The organism is Streptomyces sp. NPDC048696, assembly GCF_043198895.1.
Lineage (GTDB): Bacteria > Actinomycetota > Actinomycetes > Streptomycetales > Streptomycetaceae > Streptomyces.
The window spans coordinates 197,575-213,062 of the sequence record NZ_JBICVJ010000007.1 but is presented as its reverse complement, the minus strand read 5'-3'; the positions used below and the strand labels follow the sequence as shown (position 1 = coordinate 213,062).

Below are 15,488 nucleotides of genomic sequence, written 5' to 3'. Positions count from 1 at the left end.
TCCCCAGGCACCTCCCAGGCACTCCCTAAGCGCTCCCGAGGGCCTCCCAGCTCACGGGCTCTCAGCCGCCGAGCCCCCAGGAGACGGTTCCGTCGGCCATGACCAGACCCGCGAGCACCGCGAGATCGGCGACGCCGAGGGCCAGGCCGAGCCAGGCGCGGCCGCGCCGTGCGGTGCCGTAGCGCAGGGCGAGTCCGGCCAGCACGATGGCCATCGGGCCGAGCACGATGTTCATGACGAGCAGCCCGAGCAGACCGAGGACGAAGGCGGCGACGGCCATACCGTCGGCGTCCTTGTCGCGGGCGCGGCGGCGGTTCAGGACGAGTTCCATGGTCAGGCCCTCCGGTGCGAGGCGAGGCGTTCACGTACGGCGAAGACGAGCAGCCAGAGGCCGATGGCGCCGGCGGCGACCAGGGTGACCGGGAGCGGAAGGTGCGCCGCTGAGCCCAGCACGACCCCCAGCAGGAGGAGGGCTGCGACGAGGAAAAGCATGACGTGCCTCTCAAGTCGATTTCAGAGTACGACTGTTCACTGACTCCTCAGTCTAGCCTTTTCAAATTGGGCGAACAGCTGTTTACTGAGTGGTATGAGCCACACTCTCGGGATCCGGCAGGCCCAGAAGCAGAAGACCCGTCAGGCGCTCCTGGACGCGGCGCTCGGGCTGCTGGAGCACCAGAGCCTCAGCAGCCTGGGGTTGCGCGAGGTGACCCGGGCCGTGGGGGTCGCCCCCGCCGCGTTCTACCGGCACTTCAAGGACACCGCCGACCTCGGCGTCGCCCTCGTCGAGGAGGCGCTGGGCAGTCTGCACGAGACGATCCGGGCGGCGATCGTGACGACCGGGGGGAGCGAGGAGCGCATCGACCGGGCCGTGGATCTGATCGCCGCGCATGTACGCGCGCACCCGGCGCATGTCCGCTTCATCGCGCGGGAGCGGCACGGCGGGGTCGCGCCGGTACGGGAGGCCATCGGCGTCCAGCTGCGCCGGTTCGCCGATGAGGTCGCGGCGGCGCTGGGGGCGGATCCGGAGTCGGTGGGGTGGAGTGCGGAGGATCTGCGGATGCTGGCGGGTGTGTACGTGGATCACATGGTGGTGACCGCGTCCACGATCCTTGAGGCCGGAGCCTCGTGCGACAGCGAGGTCGCGGCTCGCCGGGCCGAGGAGGCGGTGATCGCCACCGCGCGGCGGCAGTTGCGGTTGGTGACGCTGGGGCGTCGGCACTGGCTGGATTGAGCACGCTGGTCGGCTGCGGGTCCATTGTGGCTGGTCGCGCAGTTCCCCGCGCCCCTGAGGGGGCCCGAAGGGCCCATCTGAGGGGCGCGGGGAACTGCGCGACCAGCCACACACGGTCCGCAGCCGAAAACCACGCCCCCCGGAGGGCTACCGCTGCGCCCGCGCCAGTTGGCGGGACTGGGCGACCAGCCGGTCCGCGGTGTCCCAGACTTCCGCGTCCTCCTCCAGGAAGCCGCCCGCCAGGTTGCGGGTGGTGATGGAGACACGCAGGGGTCCGGGCGCCGGGCGGCAGCGGATGTGGGCGGTGAGTTCGACCGTCGGGGTCCAGCCGGTCAGGCCCATCTCGAACGCGGTGGGCGGCAGTGCGTCGACCGCGAGCAGCAACGAGTACGGGTCGGCGTCACGCCCGTCGGCCAGGCCGAACCAGCCGCGCATCTCCCCCTTGCCGGAGGGCGCGCCGACCGCCCAGCCGAGCGTCGTCGGGTCGAGCTTCAGCATCAGGCGGTCGGTGATCGCCGAGCTGCCGGGGATCGGCGCCGGGCCGTCGGCCGGGCCGAGGCAGTGTTCGAGCGGCGGGATCGCGGGCGGCTTGGCGGTGGTGCGCACGTCGTCGGGGAGCGCGTCCAGGTCGCCGTAGGAGGCGAGGACGCGGATCCGCTCGACCTCGGCGCCGTTCTCGTCGAACTGGAAGAGCGACGCCTGGCCGGTGGAGAGCGTGCGGCCGGTGCGTACGCGCTGGGTGCGCACGACGGCCGGGCCGGGGGCGGACGGCGTGAGGTAGTGCGCCGTCACGCTGAACGGGTCCGGGTGCGGGAGCGCCTGGCCGAGTGTGCGGCCGAGCAGTGCGAGCAGGTAGCCGCCGTTGACGGCCTGGATGATCGTCCAGCCGGCGGAGAGGTGGGCGTCGTAGACGCCTTCTTCGTCTTCACGCGGGATGACTGCGGTGTCCCGGTCGAACTCGCTGTCCCCGATCGTTGCCTGTGCCATGCGGCGTACGGTACACGGTTACGTTACTGAGCGGTAGCTTTTCTTTCGAGGTCACCGCGAGGCCCATGCGGGGCCCGTCGCGAGGCCCATCCGGGGCCCGTCGCGAGGCCACCCGGAGCCCTCCGCCCTACCCCTCCTCCGCCGCCGCGCTCCTGCGGTTCCACGCCCTCGGCGCCCGCCAGTGGTAGCGCATCGCCGCGAGCCGCAGCGAGAACGCGGTGACGATGGCGACGCCGCTGGTCGCCGCGTTCAGGGCGTCGAAGCGGATGCACAGCGCCACGATCGTGGCGCCCACGATCGCCGGGACCGCGTACAGATCGCGGTCCCAGCGCAGCAGCGAGGGAACCTCGTTGGCCAGGATGTCGCGCAGGACGCCGCCGCCGACCGCCGTCGCGAGACCCAGCGTCGCGGACGAGGTGAGCCCGAGCCCGTAGTCGTACGCCTTGGTCGTACCCGTGACACAGAACAGGCCCAGGCCCGCCGCGTCGAAGACGTTGACCGCGTTCTGGGTGCGCTCGACCTCCGGGTGAAGGAAGAAGACCAGGGCGGCGGCGAACAGCGGGGTGAGGAAGTAGCCGAGATCGCTGAACGCGGCAGGCGGCACCGCGCCGATGATCAGGTCGCGGAACAGCCCTCCGCCCAGCGCGGTGACCTCGGCCAGTACCGCGATGCCGAACACGTCGAAGTTCTTGCGTACGGCGAGCAGCGCGCCGGAGATCGCGAAGACGAAGATCCCGACGAGGTCGAGGGCATGCTGGACGGAGGGGGTGAACAGTTCGTGGAGCACCCGATATTTTTACCCCGACACGTGTTCCCCGCTCGCACACATCGGGTGCTCCCGCTCTCCTACCAGGCCGGCTTGCCGGTCGTGTAGATCCACTTCTGGAACAGGTCGCCGAGCCGCTGCCCCGAGATCTTCTCGGCCAGCTTCACGAACTGGGCCGTGTTCGCGTTGCCGTACCGGTGCAGTGTGGTCCACGCGGGCAGCAGCTTGAAGAACGCGTCGTCGCCGATGCGCTCGCGCAGCACCTGGAGGGTCAGCGCGCCGCGCCGGTAGACGGCCGAGTCGAACATCGTGTCGCGCTGCGGGTCCGCGACCTCCCGCTGCCAGAACGCGTCCGTGGCCGGCACCCGGTTGTAGTAGGCGCGGGCCAGGTCATGGGCGGTCCCCCGCCCCTTGTGCTCCTCCCACAGCCACTGCGCGTAGCTCGCGAAGCCCTCGTTGAGCCAGATGTCCTTCCACTGGGCCACCGAGACGGAATCGCCGAACCACTGGTGGGCGAGCTCATGGACGATGGTCGTCTCGTTGCGCACCGCCGAGTACGCCGGCTTGGACTGGACCTCCAGGGAGAAGCCCGCCTGCGGCATGTCGTCGACGATCGCGCCGGTCTCCTCGAAGGGGTACGGGCCGAAGAGCTTGGACCAGTAATCGGTCGCCTCGGCCGTCACCGCGTACACATCGACCTTGTTCTGCCCCTTGAGCACCGGGTCGATGGCCACATAGATCGGCGTCCCGGCAGGTGTCCTGCCGGTCCGCACATCGAACTTGCCGATGGTCGCGGTCGCCAGATACGTCGCCATCGGCTTGCTCTCGCGCCAGTGGAAGTACGAGCGGCCGCCCTTGTCGTACGAGGAGACGAGCTTGCCGTTGGAGACGCCGGTCAGGCCCTTGGGCGCGTCGATACGGATGTCGTACGTGGCCTTGTCGGCGGGGTGGTCGCTGGAGGGGAACCAGGTGGAGGCGGCGTTGGGCTCGCAGGCGACGAACACACCGTCCTTGGTCTTCATCCAGCCGTAGTCGGAGCCGAAGACGATGGGGCCGTTGAGCGGCATCGGCACCCCGCCGTAGACGACGGTGACCTCGAACTCATGGCCCTTGCGCAGCTTATGACGGGGCGTGATGACGATCTCGTCGCCGTCGCGCGTGAAGTCGGCAGGTCTGCCGTCCACCCGTATCGCGTCCACGGTGAGCTTCTGCAGATCGAGGTCGAAGCTGGTCAGTGTCTGGGTGGCGCGGGCCGTGAGGGTCGTACGCCCGTCGAGCCGCCCGGAGTCGGGGTGGTAGCTGACGCCGAGGTCGTAGTGGAGGGCGTCGAAGCCGCCGTTGCCGAGGTTGGGGAAGTACGGGTCGCCGATGCCGGGGGCGCCGGGCGAGCCGCCACCCGGTGCGGCGGCGATGGTGAAGGCCGATGCCGCCGCGGTGGCGAGGGCGAGCAGTCTGGAGGTGCGACGGGCCGAACGGGAGAGTGCCATGAGTCTGCCCTTCGAACGCGTTTCCGTTGATACGGACACGCAGACTCTGCACTCTCCCGTTTCGACATGAACATGACTTTGCCGAACTGTCATGCCTTACTTGTCGGTTGACTCCTGAGCGGCGGAGTCCGGTCCGGTTTCGGCCACCGGCTCGGCGGTACCAGCCGCCTCCGACTCGGCGTCGGCAACGGCTTCCGTCTCGGCGTCGGCAACGGCTTCCGTCTCGGCGTCGGCGGCCGCTGCCGCCTCGGTCTCCGCCACCTCAGCGGGAGCCGCCTCGGCAGAAGCCGCGTCAGCGGGAGCCTCGTCCTTGGCCGTCGACACCAGCTGCGCCGAATCCCGCGCCGACGCCAGCACCGTCTCGCCCGGGGCCTGGTCCGGTGCGTTCTCCGGGTGGTGGCAGGCCACCTGGTGGCCGGTCTTCAGCGCGATCAGCGGCGGCTCCTGCGTCTTGCAGACCTCCGTCGCCTTCCAGCACCGGGTGTGGAAGCGGCAGCCGCTGGGCGGCGAGATCGGCGAGGGGACATCCCCCTTGAGCAGGATCCGCTCGCTCTTGAGGCCCTTGCGCTTGGGGTCCGGCACCGGCACGGCCGAGAGCAGCGCCTTGGTGTACGGGTGCATGGGCGCCGAGTACAGCGACTTGCGGTCGGCGAGCTCCACGATCTTGCCGAGGTACATCACCGCGATCCGGTCCGAGACGTGCCGGATCACCGACAGGTCGTGGGCGATGATCACGTACGTGAGGCCCAGCTCGCTCTGGAGGTCGTCCAGGAGGTTGACCACCTGCGCCTGGATCGACACGTCGAGCGCGGAGACCGGCTCGTCCGCCACGACCAGCTTCGGGTTGAGCGCGAGCGCGCGGGCGATGCCGATGCGCTGGCGCTGGCCGCCGGAGAACTCGTGCGGATAGCGGTTGTAGTGCTCGGGGTTGAGGCCCACCAGCTCCATCAGCCGCTGGACCTCCTTCTTCACCCCGCCCTCGGGCGTGACGCCCTGGAGCCGGAACGGGGTGGAGACGATCCCGCCGATGGTGTGGCGCGGGTTGAGCGAGCCGTACGGGTCCTGGAAGATCATCTGCATGTCGCGGCGGAGCGGACGCATCTGCCCGGCCGACATGTGCGTGATGTCGTTGCCCTGGAACTCGACCTTGCCGCCGGTCGGTTCGAGCAGCCGCGTCACCAGCCGGCCCATCGTCGACTTGCCGCAGCCGGACTCACCGACGACGCCCAGGGTCTCGCCCGGCAGCACGTCGAACGAGATGCCGTCGACCGCCTTGACCGCGCCGCTCTGCCGCCCGAACAGCCCCTTCTTGATGGGGAAGTGCTTGACGAGCCCTTCCACCTTGAGAAGCGGCTCGGGCGAGGCGGCCGACTGCGCCGGGATCGCCTTGTCGGTGACCTTGGTGCCCTCAGTGCCCTCAGTGCCCTCGGCGGGCTTGCTCTCGCTCACAGCTTCGGCGCAATCTCTTCGGTCCAGATACGGGTCCGCTCCTCCTGCGACATATGGCAGGCCGAGAAGTGCCCCTCGGTGTCGTCCCACTGCTTGAGCTCGGGACGCACGGTGCGCGTGACGTCGTCCTTGGGGATGTCCGCGTACGGGCAGCGCGGGTTGAAGGCGCAGCCGGACGGCACGTTGATCAGGGACGGCGGGGAGCCCTTGACCGGGATCAGCCGGTCCGTCTCCTCCCGGTCGATGCGCGGCATGGAGCCCAACAGGCCCCAGGTGTAGGGGTGCTGGGGCTCGTAGAAGACCTGTTCGGCGGGTCCCCGCTCGATGCACCGGCCGCCGTACATGACCAGGAGGTGGTCCGCCATCTCGGCGACGACGCCCAGGTCGTGCGTGATCATGATGACGGCGGAGCCGAACTCCTTCTGCAGATCCCGGATCAGGTCCAGGATCTGCGCCTGGACGGTGACGTCCAGGGCGGTGGTCGGCTCGTCCGCGATCAGGAGCTCGGGGTTGTTGACCAGCGCCATCGCGATCATCGCGCGCTGGCGCATACCGCCGGAGAACTCGTGCGGGTAGGAGTCCACGCGCTTGCCGGGCTCGGGGATGCCGACCCGGTCGAGCATCTCGATGGCGCGGGTGCGGGCGACCTTCTTGGTGACCTCGTTGTGGACCCGGTAGGCCTCCACGATCTGCGCGCCGACCGAGTAGTACGGGTGCATCGCGGAGAGCGGGTCCTGGAAGATCATCGCCATCTTCCGGCCGCGCAGCCGCCGCACGTGGTCGGCGTCGGCGCCGATCAGCTCCTCGCCGTCCAGCCAGACCTCGCCGGAGATCTTGGCGTTGGTGCTGCGGTGCAGCCCCATCACGCCGAGCGAGGTCACCGACTTGCCGGAGCCGGACTCGCCCACGATGCCGAGGGTCTGGCCGGGCTTGATGTCGAAGCTGACCCCGTCGACGGACTTGACCAGGCCGTCGTCGGTGTCGAAGTGGATGCGCAGGTCCCGTACGGACAGGAACGCGTCACCCGCGTCGGCGGGACGCTCGGCCACGGGCTCGCCCACGGCGGCGCCGGTCTTGTTCAGGTCGCTCACGAGAGCCTCACCCTGGGGTCGATCGCGGCGTACACCAGGTCCACCAGCAGATTGCAGAGAACGATGAAGAAGGCGGCGACCAGGGTCACTCCCATGACGACCGGGAGGTCGTTGTTCCGGACGCCGTCGACCGCGTAGAAGCCGAGGCCCTGGAAGGAGAAGACCTGCTCGGTGATGACGGCGCCGCCGATCAGCAGGCCGAAGTCCATGCCGAAGATGGTGACGATCGGGGTGAGCGCGGCGCGCAGGCCGTGCTTGCCGATGACGGTCCGCTCCCGCAGGCCCTTGGCGCGGGCGGTGCGGATGTAGTCCTCCCCCATGGTCTCCAGCATTCCGGCCCGGGTGAGCCGGGCGTAGAGCGCGGAGTAGAGGAAGGCGAGGCTGCACCAGGGGATCAGCAGGTTCCATGCCCAGTCGGCCGGATTGTCCGTGAACGGTACGTAGTTCACGCCGGACCAGATCGGCCATTGGACCGTGAACAGCCCCAGGAAGAGCATTCCGGTGAAGAAGATCGGGAGGGAGACGCCGGCCAGGGCGACGCCCATGAAGAACCGGTCCAGGAGTGATCCGCGCTTGAGGGCGGAGACCACACCCACGCCCACACCGGAGACCAGCCAGATGACGGCCGCACCGATGGCGAGCGAGAAGGTGACCGGGATACGCGCGGTCAGCTGCGGCCAGACCTCGACGTGGTTCTTGAACGAGTAGCCGAAGCAGGGGGCGTTGCAGACCGAGGCGTCGGGACCGAACTTGTAGGTCGCGCCGACGAAGATCTGCTTGATGAAGTGCCAGTACTGGGTGTAGAGCGGTTGATCGAACCCGAGGTTCTTCTTCACCGCTGCGATCGCACTGGCATTGGCGTCCTTGCCCACGTACTGGGCGGCCAGCTGGTCCATCGTCTGGCCGGCGAGCCGGGGCACCAGGAAGTAAATCGCGAAGGTGACCGCGCTGACGATCAGCAGCAGGAGCACCGCGCCGAAAACGCGTCGGATGATGTACGCAGCCACAGCTGTCCGGCAACCGGTGCCCGCCCGGCCGGGGGTCTCCCGACCCGGCGGGCACCGGTGCCTTCACCTGCCTTTCAAAAGAACTCGGGTGTTCAGCCGCTTACTTACTTGGAGGAACCCATCAGCAGGTAGTCGTACATACCGAGGTACGCCTGGGTGACGGTGACGTTGGTGGCCGACGTCGGGCGGAACAGCAGGTTCTTGCGGTAGATCAGCGGAACGGCGGAGGCGTTCTCGGCGACCATCTTGTCGATGTCGCCCCAGGCCTTCTCACGGGCGGTCTTGTCCGTGTTGGCGATGGCGTCGTTCAGCGCCTTGTTGATCGCCGGGTCGTTCAGCTCCTGGACGTTGTTGCCACCGGACGGCTTGATGGCCGCACCGTTGACGACCTGGTCCAGGAAGCCGAAGCCGGTCGGCCAGTCGGCACCCCACGCGGTCATGATCATGCCGAGCTTGTGGTCGTGCACGTACTGCGGGTTGCCGGCGAAGTTCTGGAAGTACTTGCCCGCGGGGAAGGACTTGATGTCCATGTTGATGCCGATCTTCTTCAGCGACGCCTGAACAGCGGTCGCCATCGACATCTCGGACGGGCGGTCCGAGCGAGCGGTCAGGCTGGTCGTGAAGCCGTTCGGCTGACCGCACTGCTTGAGCTCGTCCTTGGCCTTGGCCTCGTCGCCCTTGTCACCGGGGGTCTCGTACAGGTTGAACTTGCTGTACCCGTTGACGGTCGGCGGCAGCAGCGTGGTGGCGACGTCACCCTTGGGCGCGCCACCGGCCGCGGCCTGGATCGACGCCTTGTCGATGCCCCACTGGACGGCCTTGCGGCAGTGGATGTTGTCGAACGGCGCGACGTTCACGTTCAGACCGATGTACGAGGTCGCGCCGGCGTACGAACCGTCCGTCTGCGACTTGTACTTGGCGCTCTGGAGCACCTTCGGCTGGGTCTGCGGGGAGACACCGGTACCGGCCGCGTCGACCGTCAGGTTGTCGGCGAGCAGGTCGTTGTCGACCGTGACCGCGTTGACCTTGAACCGGATGTTGATCTTGTCCGGCAGGGCCGGGCGGATCGGGTCGGTCTTCGGGTCCCACTGCGGGTTGCGGACGAGGGTCGCGCTCTTGCCCTCCTCGTACGACTCGAACTTGTACGGGCCGGAGGAGACGATGTGCTGGACGTACGCCGCGCCCTTGTCCTTCGACTGCGGCACGGGGGCCGTCTGCGAGAAGGTCGCGAGGTAGTCGAAGTCCGCGAAGGCGTCCTTCAGCTTGAAGACGATGGTGGTGTCGTCCGGGGTCTCGATCGACGCGATGCCGTTCGGGTTCTTGTCCTTGTACGGACCCTGGTACTTGTCGCCACCCTCCAGGTGGGACTTGAAGTAGGTCGGGCCGTTGGACAGCGCCTCGGGGGCGAAGTTCGAGCGCTCGACGGCGTACTTGACGTCCTTCGAGGTGATCGGCGTGCCGTCCTCGAACTTCAGACCCTTCTTCAGGGTGTACGTCCAGGTCTTCGCGTCGGGGCTGGCCTTGCCGAGCGACTCCGCGAGGTCCGGGACCACGGTCAGGCCGTCCTTGCCGGCGGCCGGCTTGAACGAGGTGAGGGTGCGGCCGTACAGCCGGGAGAAGTTCTGCACCCAGCCGTAGTACGTGTTGCCCGGGTCCAGGGAGTCCGGCACGTCCGACATCGCGTAGGTGGCCGTGCCCCCCTTCTTGTCGGACTTGTTGACGATGGAGCTCAGGGCGGCGTCGGTGACGCTCTTCTTCCCGTCGCCCTTGTCGCTCTTGGAGTCGTTGCACGCGGACAGACCAAGGGTCAGCGCCACGGCAGTGGCGATCACAAGGGTCGCTTTTCTTGACTTCACCGGAGGAATGCCCCCTCTATGGATGGTTGCGGCGGACATGAGCATGTGACTGTGCCGCGTGCTTACTTGCTGCGCGGGTCGAGGGCGTCTCGCAGCCCGTCGCCCAGCAGGTTGAACGCCAGGACCGTGATGAAGATCGCCAGGCCCGGCACGATCATGTACTGCGGGTCCGCCTCGTAGAGGTCGGTCGCGGTGGAGAGCATTCCGCCCCAGCTGGCCTGCGGCGGCGAGATGCCGACGCCGAGGAAGCTGAGTCCGGCCTCGAACAGGATGTTCGTGGGGATCAGGAGCGTGGCGTAGACCAGGATCGGGGCGATCAGGTTCGGCAGCAGCTCCCGGATCAGGATGAACGGACCGCGGGCGCCGAGGCTCCTGGCGGCCTCGACGAACTCGCGTTCACGCAGGCTGAGCGTCTGGGCCCGGACGATACGTCCCATGTACGGCCAGCTGAAGAAGCCGATCACGAAGATCAGCACGCTGATCCTCAGTGGCAGCCCGCTCATTCCGAACGCCCCGTCCTGCAGGGACGCGGAGATGGAGATGGCGAAGAGCAGGAGCGGGAACGCCAGGAAGACGTCCATCGCGCGGCTGATCAGGGAGTCCGCCCAGCCGCCGTAGAAGCCTGCCGTGACACCCATGATCACGCCGATGACGACCGAGAGCAGCGTGGCGCCGCCCGCGACGAGCAGCGACACCCAGGATCCCTCGATGATCCGAGAGAGGATGTCGCGTCCGTACTGCGGGTCGACACCCAGCGGGTGCTCCCAACTCATGCCGCCCCAGGCGCCCTTGGGCGCCAGGAGGGCCGGGTCGATCAGCTCCTGGTGGAACTCGTTCGGGTCGAGCCCGAACGCCCACTGGATGGGCTTGGAGAGAACGGCCAGCAGGATGAGCAGGACGACGACCACCCCACCCGCGACGGCCAGTTTGTCGCGCTTGAAGCGCGTCCAGGCGATCTGTCCGAGTGAACGGCCTTCGATCTGGCTCTGCTTGGCCCCCGTGAGTACTGCCTCCGGCGGCACCTCGGCAGCCGATCCGGTGGTCTCTAGCGGTGCGGTCACAGTGCCTCTGACCCCTCCCGGCCGGCGGTGGCCGGCCCGTACCAGCCGCTGTGGCGGCTTGTTCCATCAGGTGGTGCGGTGATGCTGCGACGGGCCAACCGGCCCTCTGTTAGCCGGGAGTCTTCAACGCGTTTGCGATCACCCGCCAGACCTGGCGGGGAATGGTTGCCTAAACGTGATGCGGTCAAACGGTTTCCGTTATCCGAACGCCGTGATCGTCTGAGCGGACCAGTCGGTCACTAAGCGACCAGAACGGTCATGTCACCCAACTCCCTTGAAGACGAGCGTAATTGAGTGCAATGCCGGAGCAAGGGGGGCCATCGCCTCGGATAGAAAGGCGGATGAGGGAATTGTCCGGCGCTTTTGAAGGAGGCGCGGGGACGCGAGAAATGAAGAGGGGTGGTGCGGGAGAGAGAGGAGTGACATCCGCGGGCGCGTGGGGCGGTTACCGCCAGTAGGCGCGAGGGCGGGTGCGTCGGTGGACGCGCGAGACGGACGCGTGCGTACGCGAGGTGGGTACGTCAGCAGGCGGGCGCGTACGTCAGTAGGCGCGCGGGGCGGCCGGCGGGTAGCCGTATCCGCCGGTGGGAGCCGCCGGGGCGGCGTGCGCCTCGCGGTCGTAGAACGGGCGCGAGTGGGCGCGCAGCCACATCCCGACCGGGTCGTACTCGTCCGACATCGCGACCGTGGAGACCGGCAGCCCGTCCGGCACGGCGGCCACGGACTGCTGCATCATGGCGCGCACCGCGTCCACGGACTGCCGCCCGGTGTCGTAGAGATCGAGACCGATGGCCAGATAGGGCGCACCGATCGCGGGCTGCACCCAGGCCCGCCGCAGCGAGCGCACGGCCGGGGTGTGGTGCGCGTTCTGCGCGAGCAGGGCGTAGAACTGCGGGATGTCCACGACCGGTTCGGACATGCGCAGCGGGCCCGCGGGCATCCGGTCGAGCCCGGTGGCGATCCGGCGCAGATCCGGCCAGGGGATGCCGACGCCGCCGCCGGGGGCGTGCGGATTCAGCCAGATCCCGTACCGGTCGGGGTAGAGAGCGCGCGCGATGTCGCGGCCGGTGACCACCTCGTGCTCCCGGTTCCAGCCGCTGGCGGCGAGCTCCTGGGCGGAGGTCACACAGGGCGCGTACGCGATCCCGTCGACCTCCATGTTCCCGTACTGGGCGTCGGGGGCGCCGGCCCGGCCGTGCCAGAGCAGCATCCAGAGCCGGCCGGCGGACGGGTCGGCGAGGGCGTGCAGCAGCGCCTCGTACGCGTCGTAGCGTCCGGGGGCCACCTGGCGCAGCATGTGCTCGACCTGCCCGGCCGCCGCGGTGCCTGACGCACTCACCCTGGGTCCCGCCCCTCTTCGGTCCCCCGCGCCGCCGGTACACAGGCGTGCCGCCGTGGGGGTCTACGGATTATGAAACCAGCTTATGCGGGACTACTGGGCCGTGGCCCGGGTGTAGAAGGGGCGCACCCGGTCCCGCATCCAGTCGCCGACCGGGTCCTGGGCCACGTCGAGCAGGACCAGGTTCACCGGCCAGCCCACCGGGACCCGGCCCAGCGCCCGGCCCAGCGCCTCCATGGGGGCGCCTCGGCCCGCCCCGTCCCAGGTGGAGAACTCGACGCCGATGAACAGGACCGGCTCGTCGCCCTCGATGGAGGCGAGCGCGCGGCGGGCGGTGCGCACCACCCCGGTCGCCTCGAACTCACCGGCGGCGGCGGCCAGGAAGTCGACCGGCTCCTCCTGCCAGTCCGGCTCGAAGAGCCGCACCCGGCCGCCGGTGGCGGGGCCGTCCAGCGCGGTGCGCCCGGTGCGGCACAGCTCGGCGACGGCGGGCGGCGGCAGGGGCACCCCGACCGCGCCCTCCGGGTTCACCGCGATGCCCAGCTGCGGGGGCAGCCCGCGGGCGAACTCCACGGCGGGCGCGATCGCGAACGACATATGGGGACCGACGCACTGGAGGAACTGCTGCTCGGAGCTGTAGACCGGGACATAGGCGGCGCCGTCGATCTCCATCGTGGGGAGGTCGAGGTCGCGGCTGTCCTGGCTGCCGCCGTTGGGGAGCGGGACCCAGACCGGGTTGCGCCCCAGGACCTCTATCAGCCTCGGGCCCGCCGCGGGGTTGCCCAGGGCCGCCGCCAGGGCCTCCTCCAGCTCGTTGCCCGGCCAGCCGCCACCACCGTGGGGGTGCGGGACCGCGTGCCGCGGGAAATCCATGTGCCGTTGTCCTTCGTCTGCGAGCCGTCTGTGGCTGGTCGCGCCCCCGAGCTCTCAAGGAGCAGGGGGGACCCCCAACGCGGCAGAGCCGCAAATGTCACAGCCCCGCGCCCCTCAAGATGGGGGTACGGGTCCCCCGTATGGAAACCTTAGCGTTGGCCGGGGCTCGCCCCGAAAGCGATCCGGGTCACCGTCTGCGCCGCCTGCCGGTCGAGCAGCACCGCCGACGCCACCCCGCGCGGCAGGCGCCCCGCCGCCACCTCGTCTATCAGGCGCGGCACCGCCCTGCGGTGGCGGGCGAAGGCGTACGCGGAGACCTTGCGGCCACGGGAGCGCTGGCCCTCAAGGGCGAGCTCCGGCGGGACGTCGAGCAGCACCAGATGGAGCGCGCGGCCGCCGCGCGCCGCGCCCCGGGCCAGCGACCACCGCACCCACGCGTGCGTGCCGCAGTCGTGGACGACCAGGCTCGCGCCCGTGCGCAGCGCCCAGTGCGTCCGCAGGAAGTGGGCGACCCGTACGACCGGGCGGTACAGCACGTACGGCACCGGGCCCATCCGGGCCTCCCAGGCCCGGCGGGTGTCCTGGGAGTCGATGCCGAGGCCCGCGGCGGCCCGGCGCAGCAGTGTCGTCTTGCCGCTGCCGGGCAGCCCGGAGACCACCACCACGTCCCCGGCCGCGAACGACAGCGTGTGCGGGGTCCGCCCGCCGCGCCCGCGCAGATCCGAGACCACCGGCATCCGCGCGGGCACGGCCGAGCGCTCCGCCGAGCGCTGCGCCGAGCACTGGGCCGCGTACCCCTGCGCCGCCGCCTGCCTGTGCACCTTCATCGAGCCTCCCCCCGCGGGGTCGTACGGACCCTGCCCACGCAGTGTAAAGAACCGGTAATGCGACGCAGGCGATTTGCCGGTCGGGGGATGCGTGCAATGATGTGCGCGCCAACTGCATACCGGCCGCTTGAATCCGCGCGGGAGAGTCCCCAGATGTGTTGCGCTGGGGCGCCGAAGGAGCAAGTCCCTCCCTTGAATCTCTCAGGCCCCGTACCGCGTGGATGAGGCAGATCTGAAAAGCGGGCCGCACGTCCACGGACGGGGCGGTCCCACCCAAGGTGCAAGCCGGGTCTCCCGGCGAACCTCTCAGGTTCCGATGACAGATGGGGAGGATCGTCCTCGCCGTCATGCCCTGGGAGCCACACCCTCATGAGCAACCCCCGTCTCACCGCCCTCGACACGCTGCACCGTTCGCTGGGCGCGACCATGACCGACTTCGCGGGCTGGGACATGCCGCTGCGGTACGGCAGCGAGCGCGACGAGCACACCGCCGTACGCACCAAGGCCGGTCTCTTCGACCTCTCCCACATGGGCGAGATCACCGTCACCGGCCCCGAGGCCGTCAAGGCCCTGGACTACGCGCTGGTCGGCAACATGGGCACCATCGGCGTCGGCCGCGCCCGCTACACGATGATCTGCCAGGAGGACGGCGGCATCGTGGACGACCTGATCGTCTACCGCCTCGGCGAGCACGAGTACATGGTCGTGGCCAACGCGGGCAACGCCCAGGTCGTCCTGGACGCGGTCACCGAGCGCGCGGCCGGGTTCGACGCCGAGGTGCGCGACGACCGCGACAACTACGCGCTGATCGCCGTGCAGGGCCCCGAGTCCCCCGGCATCCTGAAGGCCGTCACCGACGCCGACCTGGACGGTCTGAAGTACTACGCGGGCCTGCCCGGCACCGTCGCCGGTGTCCCGGCGCTGATCGCCCGTACGGGGTACACCGGTGAGGACGGCTTCGAGCTCTTCGTGGCCCCGGCCGACGCCGAGAAGCTGTGGCAGGCGCTGACCGAGGCGGGCAAGGACGCGGGCCTGGTGCCGTGCGGCCTGTCCTGCCGCGACACGCTGCGCCTTGAGGCGGGCATGCCGCTGTACGGGCACGAGCTGACCACCTCGCTGACCCCGTTCGACGCGGGGCTCGGCCGGGTCGTGAAGTTCGAGAAGGAGGGCGACTTCGTGGGGCGCGCGGCCCTGGAGGCGGCCGCCGAGCGCGCCGCCGCCAAGGCGCCGCGCAAGCTGGTCGGCCTGGTCGCCGAGGGCCGCCGGGTGCCGCGCGCCGGGTTCTCCGTTGTTGCCGTGGGCGGAGCCGACGTCCAGGTGATCGGCGAGGTCACCTCCGGCGCCCCCTCGCCCACGCTGGGCAAGCCGATCGCCATGGCGTACGTGGACGCCGCGCACGCCGAACCGGGCACCTCCGGTGTCGGCGTCGACATTCGCGGTACGCATGAGCCGTACGAGGTCGTGGCGCTGCCGTTCTACAAGCGCCAGAAGTGACCCCTCGCACACGCCCCGCA

Annotated in this window: 15 protein-coding genes and 1 riboswitch; of the genes, 2 read left to right on the top strand and 13 right to left on the bottom strand. The window is 69.5% G+C overall.

Features of this window, described 5'->3' with window-relative positions; all coding sequences use genetic code 11:
- Positions 1 to 61: 61 nt before the first annotated feature.
- A complete protein-coding gene (locus ACGFRG_RS17200; protein WP_361420570.1) occupies positions 62 to 331 on the bottom strand; it encodes a DUF4190 domain-containing protein in 270 nt (89 codons plus the stop codon).
- Positions 332 to 333: 2 nt separating this feature from the next.
- Positions 334 to 492, bottom strand: coding sequence for a hypothetical protein (locus tag ACGFRG_RS17195; RefSeq protein ID WP_361420573.1), 159 nt, complete (start codon positions 490 to 492; stop codon positions 334 to 336).
- 94 nt (positions 493 to 586) lie between these two features.
- Between ACGFRG_RS17195 and ACGFRG_RS17190 the strand changes: the two genes are divergently transcribed.
- Positions 587 to 1,231: a TetR family transcriptional regulator gene (locus tag ACGFRG_RS17190; RefSeq protein WP_393264672.1), complete on the top strand. Its 645-nt coding sequence runs from the start codon at positions 587 to 589 to the stop codon at positions 1,229 to 1,231.
- A gap of 147 nt (positions 1,232 to 1,378) precedes the next feature.
- On the opposite strand, the gene ACGFRG_RS17185 is transcribed toward ACGFRG_RS17190, so the two are convergent.
- The 11 genes from ACGFRG_RS17185 to ACGFRG_RS17135 form a co-directional block, all read right to left on the bottom strand.
- Positions 1,379 to 2,218, bottom strand: a complete 840-nt coding sequence (locus ACGFRG_RS17185; RefSeq protein WP_361420579.1) for a thioesterase family protein — start codon at positions 2,216 to 2,218, stop codon at positions 1,379 to 1,381.
- Between the two features lie 127 nt (positions 2,219 to 2,345).
- Positions 2,346 to 3,005, bottom strand: coding sequence for a trimeric intracellular cation channel family protein (locus tag ACGFRG_RS17180; RefSeq protein ID WP_361420582.1), 660 nt, complete (start codon positions 3,003 to 3,005; stop codon positions 2,346 to 2,348).
- A gap of 59 nt (positions 3,006 to 3,064) precedes the next feature.
- Positions 3,065 to 4,471, bottom strand: coding sequence for a M1 family metallopeptidase (locus tag ACGFRG_RS17175; RefSeq protein ID WP_393264670.1), 1,407 nt, complete (start codon positions 4,469 to 4,471; stop codon positions 3,065 to 3,067).
- Between the two features lie 96 nt (positions 4,472 to 4,567).
- Complete coding sequence (locus ACGFRG_RS17170; protein WP_393264913.1) at positions 4,568 to 5,854, bottom strand: ABC transporter ATP-binding protein; 1,287 nt, start codon at positions 5,852 to 5,854, stop codon at positions 4,568 to 4,570.
- A 62-nt stretch (positions 5,855 to 5,916) separates the two neighbouring features.
- The gene (locus tag ACGFRG_RS17165) at positions 5,917 to 7,011 is read right to left on the bottom strand and encodes an ABC transporter ATP-binding protein (protein ID WP_361420588.1); all 1,095 of its coding nucleotides are present in this window, start codon (positions 7,009 to 7,011) and stop codon (positions 5,917 to 5,919) included.
- Positions 7,008 to 8,018, bottom strand: coding sequence for an ABC transporter permease (locus ACGFRG_RS17160; RefSeq protein ID WP_361420591.1), 1,011 nt, complete (start codon positions 8,016 to 8,018; stop codon positions 7,008 to 7,010). The genes ACGFRG_RS17165 and ACGFRG_RS17160 overlap by 4 nt, the downstream gene beginning before the upstream one ends.
- A gap of 104 nt (positions 8,019 to 8,122) precedes the next feature.
- Positions 8,123 to 9,874, bottom strand: a complete 1,752-nt coding sequence (locus ACGFRG_RS17155; RefSeq protein ID WP_361420594.1) for an ABC transporter substrate-binding protein — start codon at positions 9,872 to 9,874, stop codon at positions 8,123 to 8,125.
- A gap of 62 nt (positions 9,875 to 9,936) precedes the next feature.
- Positions 9,937 to 10,935: an ABC transporter permease gene (locus ACGFRG_RS17150; protein WP_361420597.1), complete on the bottom strand. Its 999-nt coding sequence runs from the start codon at positions 10,933 to 10,935 to the stop codon at positions 9,937 to 9,939.
- 541 nt (positions 10,936 to 11,476) lie between these two features.
- Positions 11,477 to 12,274, bottom strand: a complete 798-nt coding sequence (locus tag ACGFRG_RS17145) for an enhanced serine sensitivity protein SseB C-terminal domain-containing protein (protein ID WP_361420600.1) — start codon at positions 12,272 to 12,274, stop codon at positions 11,477 to 11,479.
- Positions 12,275 to 12,367: 93 nt separating this feature from the next.
- The gene (locus ACGFRG_RS17140) at positions 12,368 to 13,147 is read right to left on the bottom strand and encodes an enhanced serine sensitivity protein SseB (protein ID WP_361420603.1); all 780 of its coding nucleotides are present in this window, start codon (positions 13,145 to 13,147) and stop codon (positions 12,368 to 12,370) included.
- A 149-nt stretch (positions 13,148 to 13,296) separates the two neighbouring features.
- Positions 13,297 to 13,974, bottom strand: coding sequence for an AAA family ATPase (locus ACGFRG_RS17135; RefSeq protein ID WP_393264665.1), 678 nt, complete (start codon positions 13,972 to 13,974; stop codon positions 13,297 to 13,299).
- Between the two features lie 128 nt (positions 13,975 to 14,102).
- Positions 14,103 to 14,200: riboswitch (glycine riboswitch) on the top strand.
- 143 nt (positions 14,201 to 14,343) lie between these two features.
- On the opposite strand from ACGFRG_RS17135, the gene gcvT reads away from it, so the two are divergent.
- A complete protein-coding gene (gene gcvT / locus ACGFRG_RS17130; RefSeq protein WP_393264662.1) occupies positions 14,344 to 15,468 on the top strand; it encodes a glycine cleavage system aminomethyltransferase GcvT in 1,125 nt (374 codons plus the stop codon).
- Positions 15,469 to 15,488: the final 20 nt, after the last annotated feature.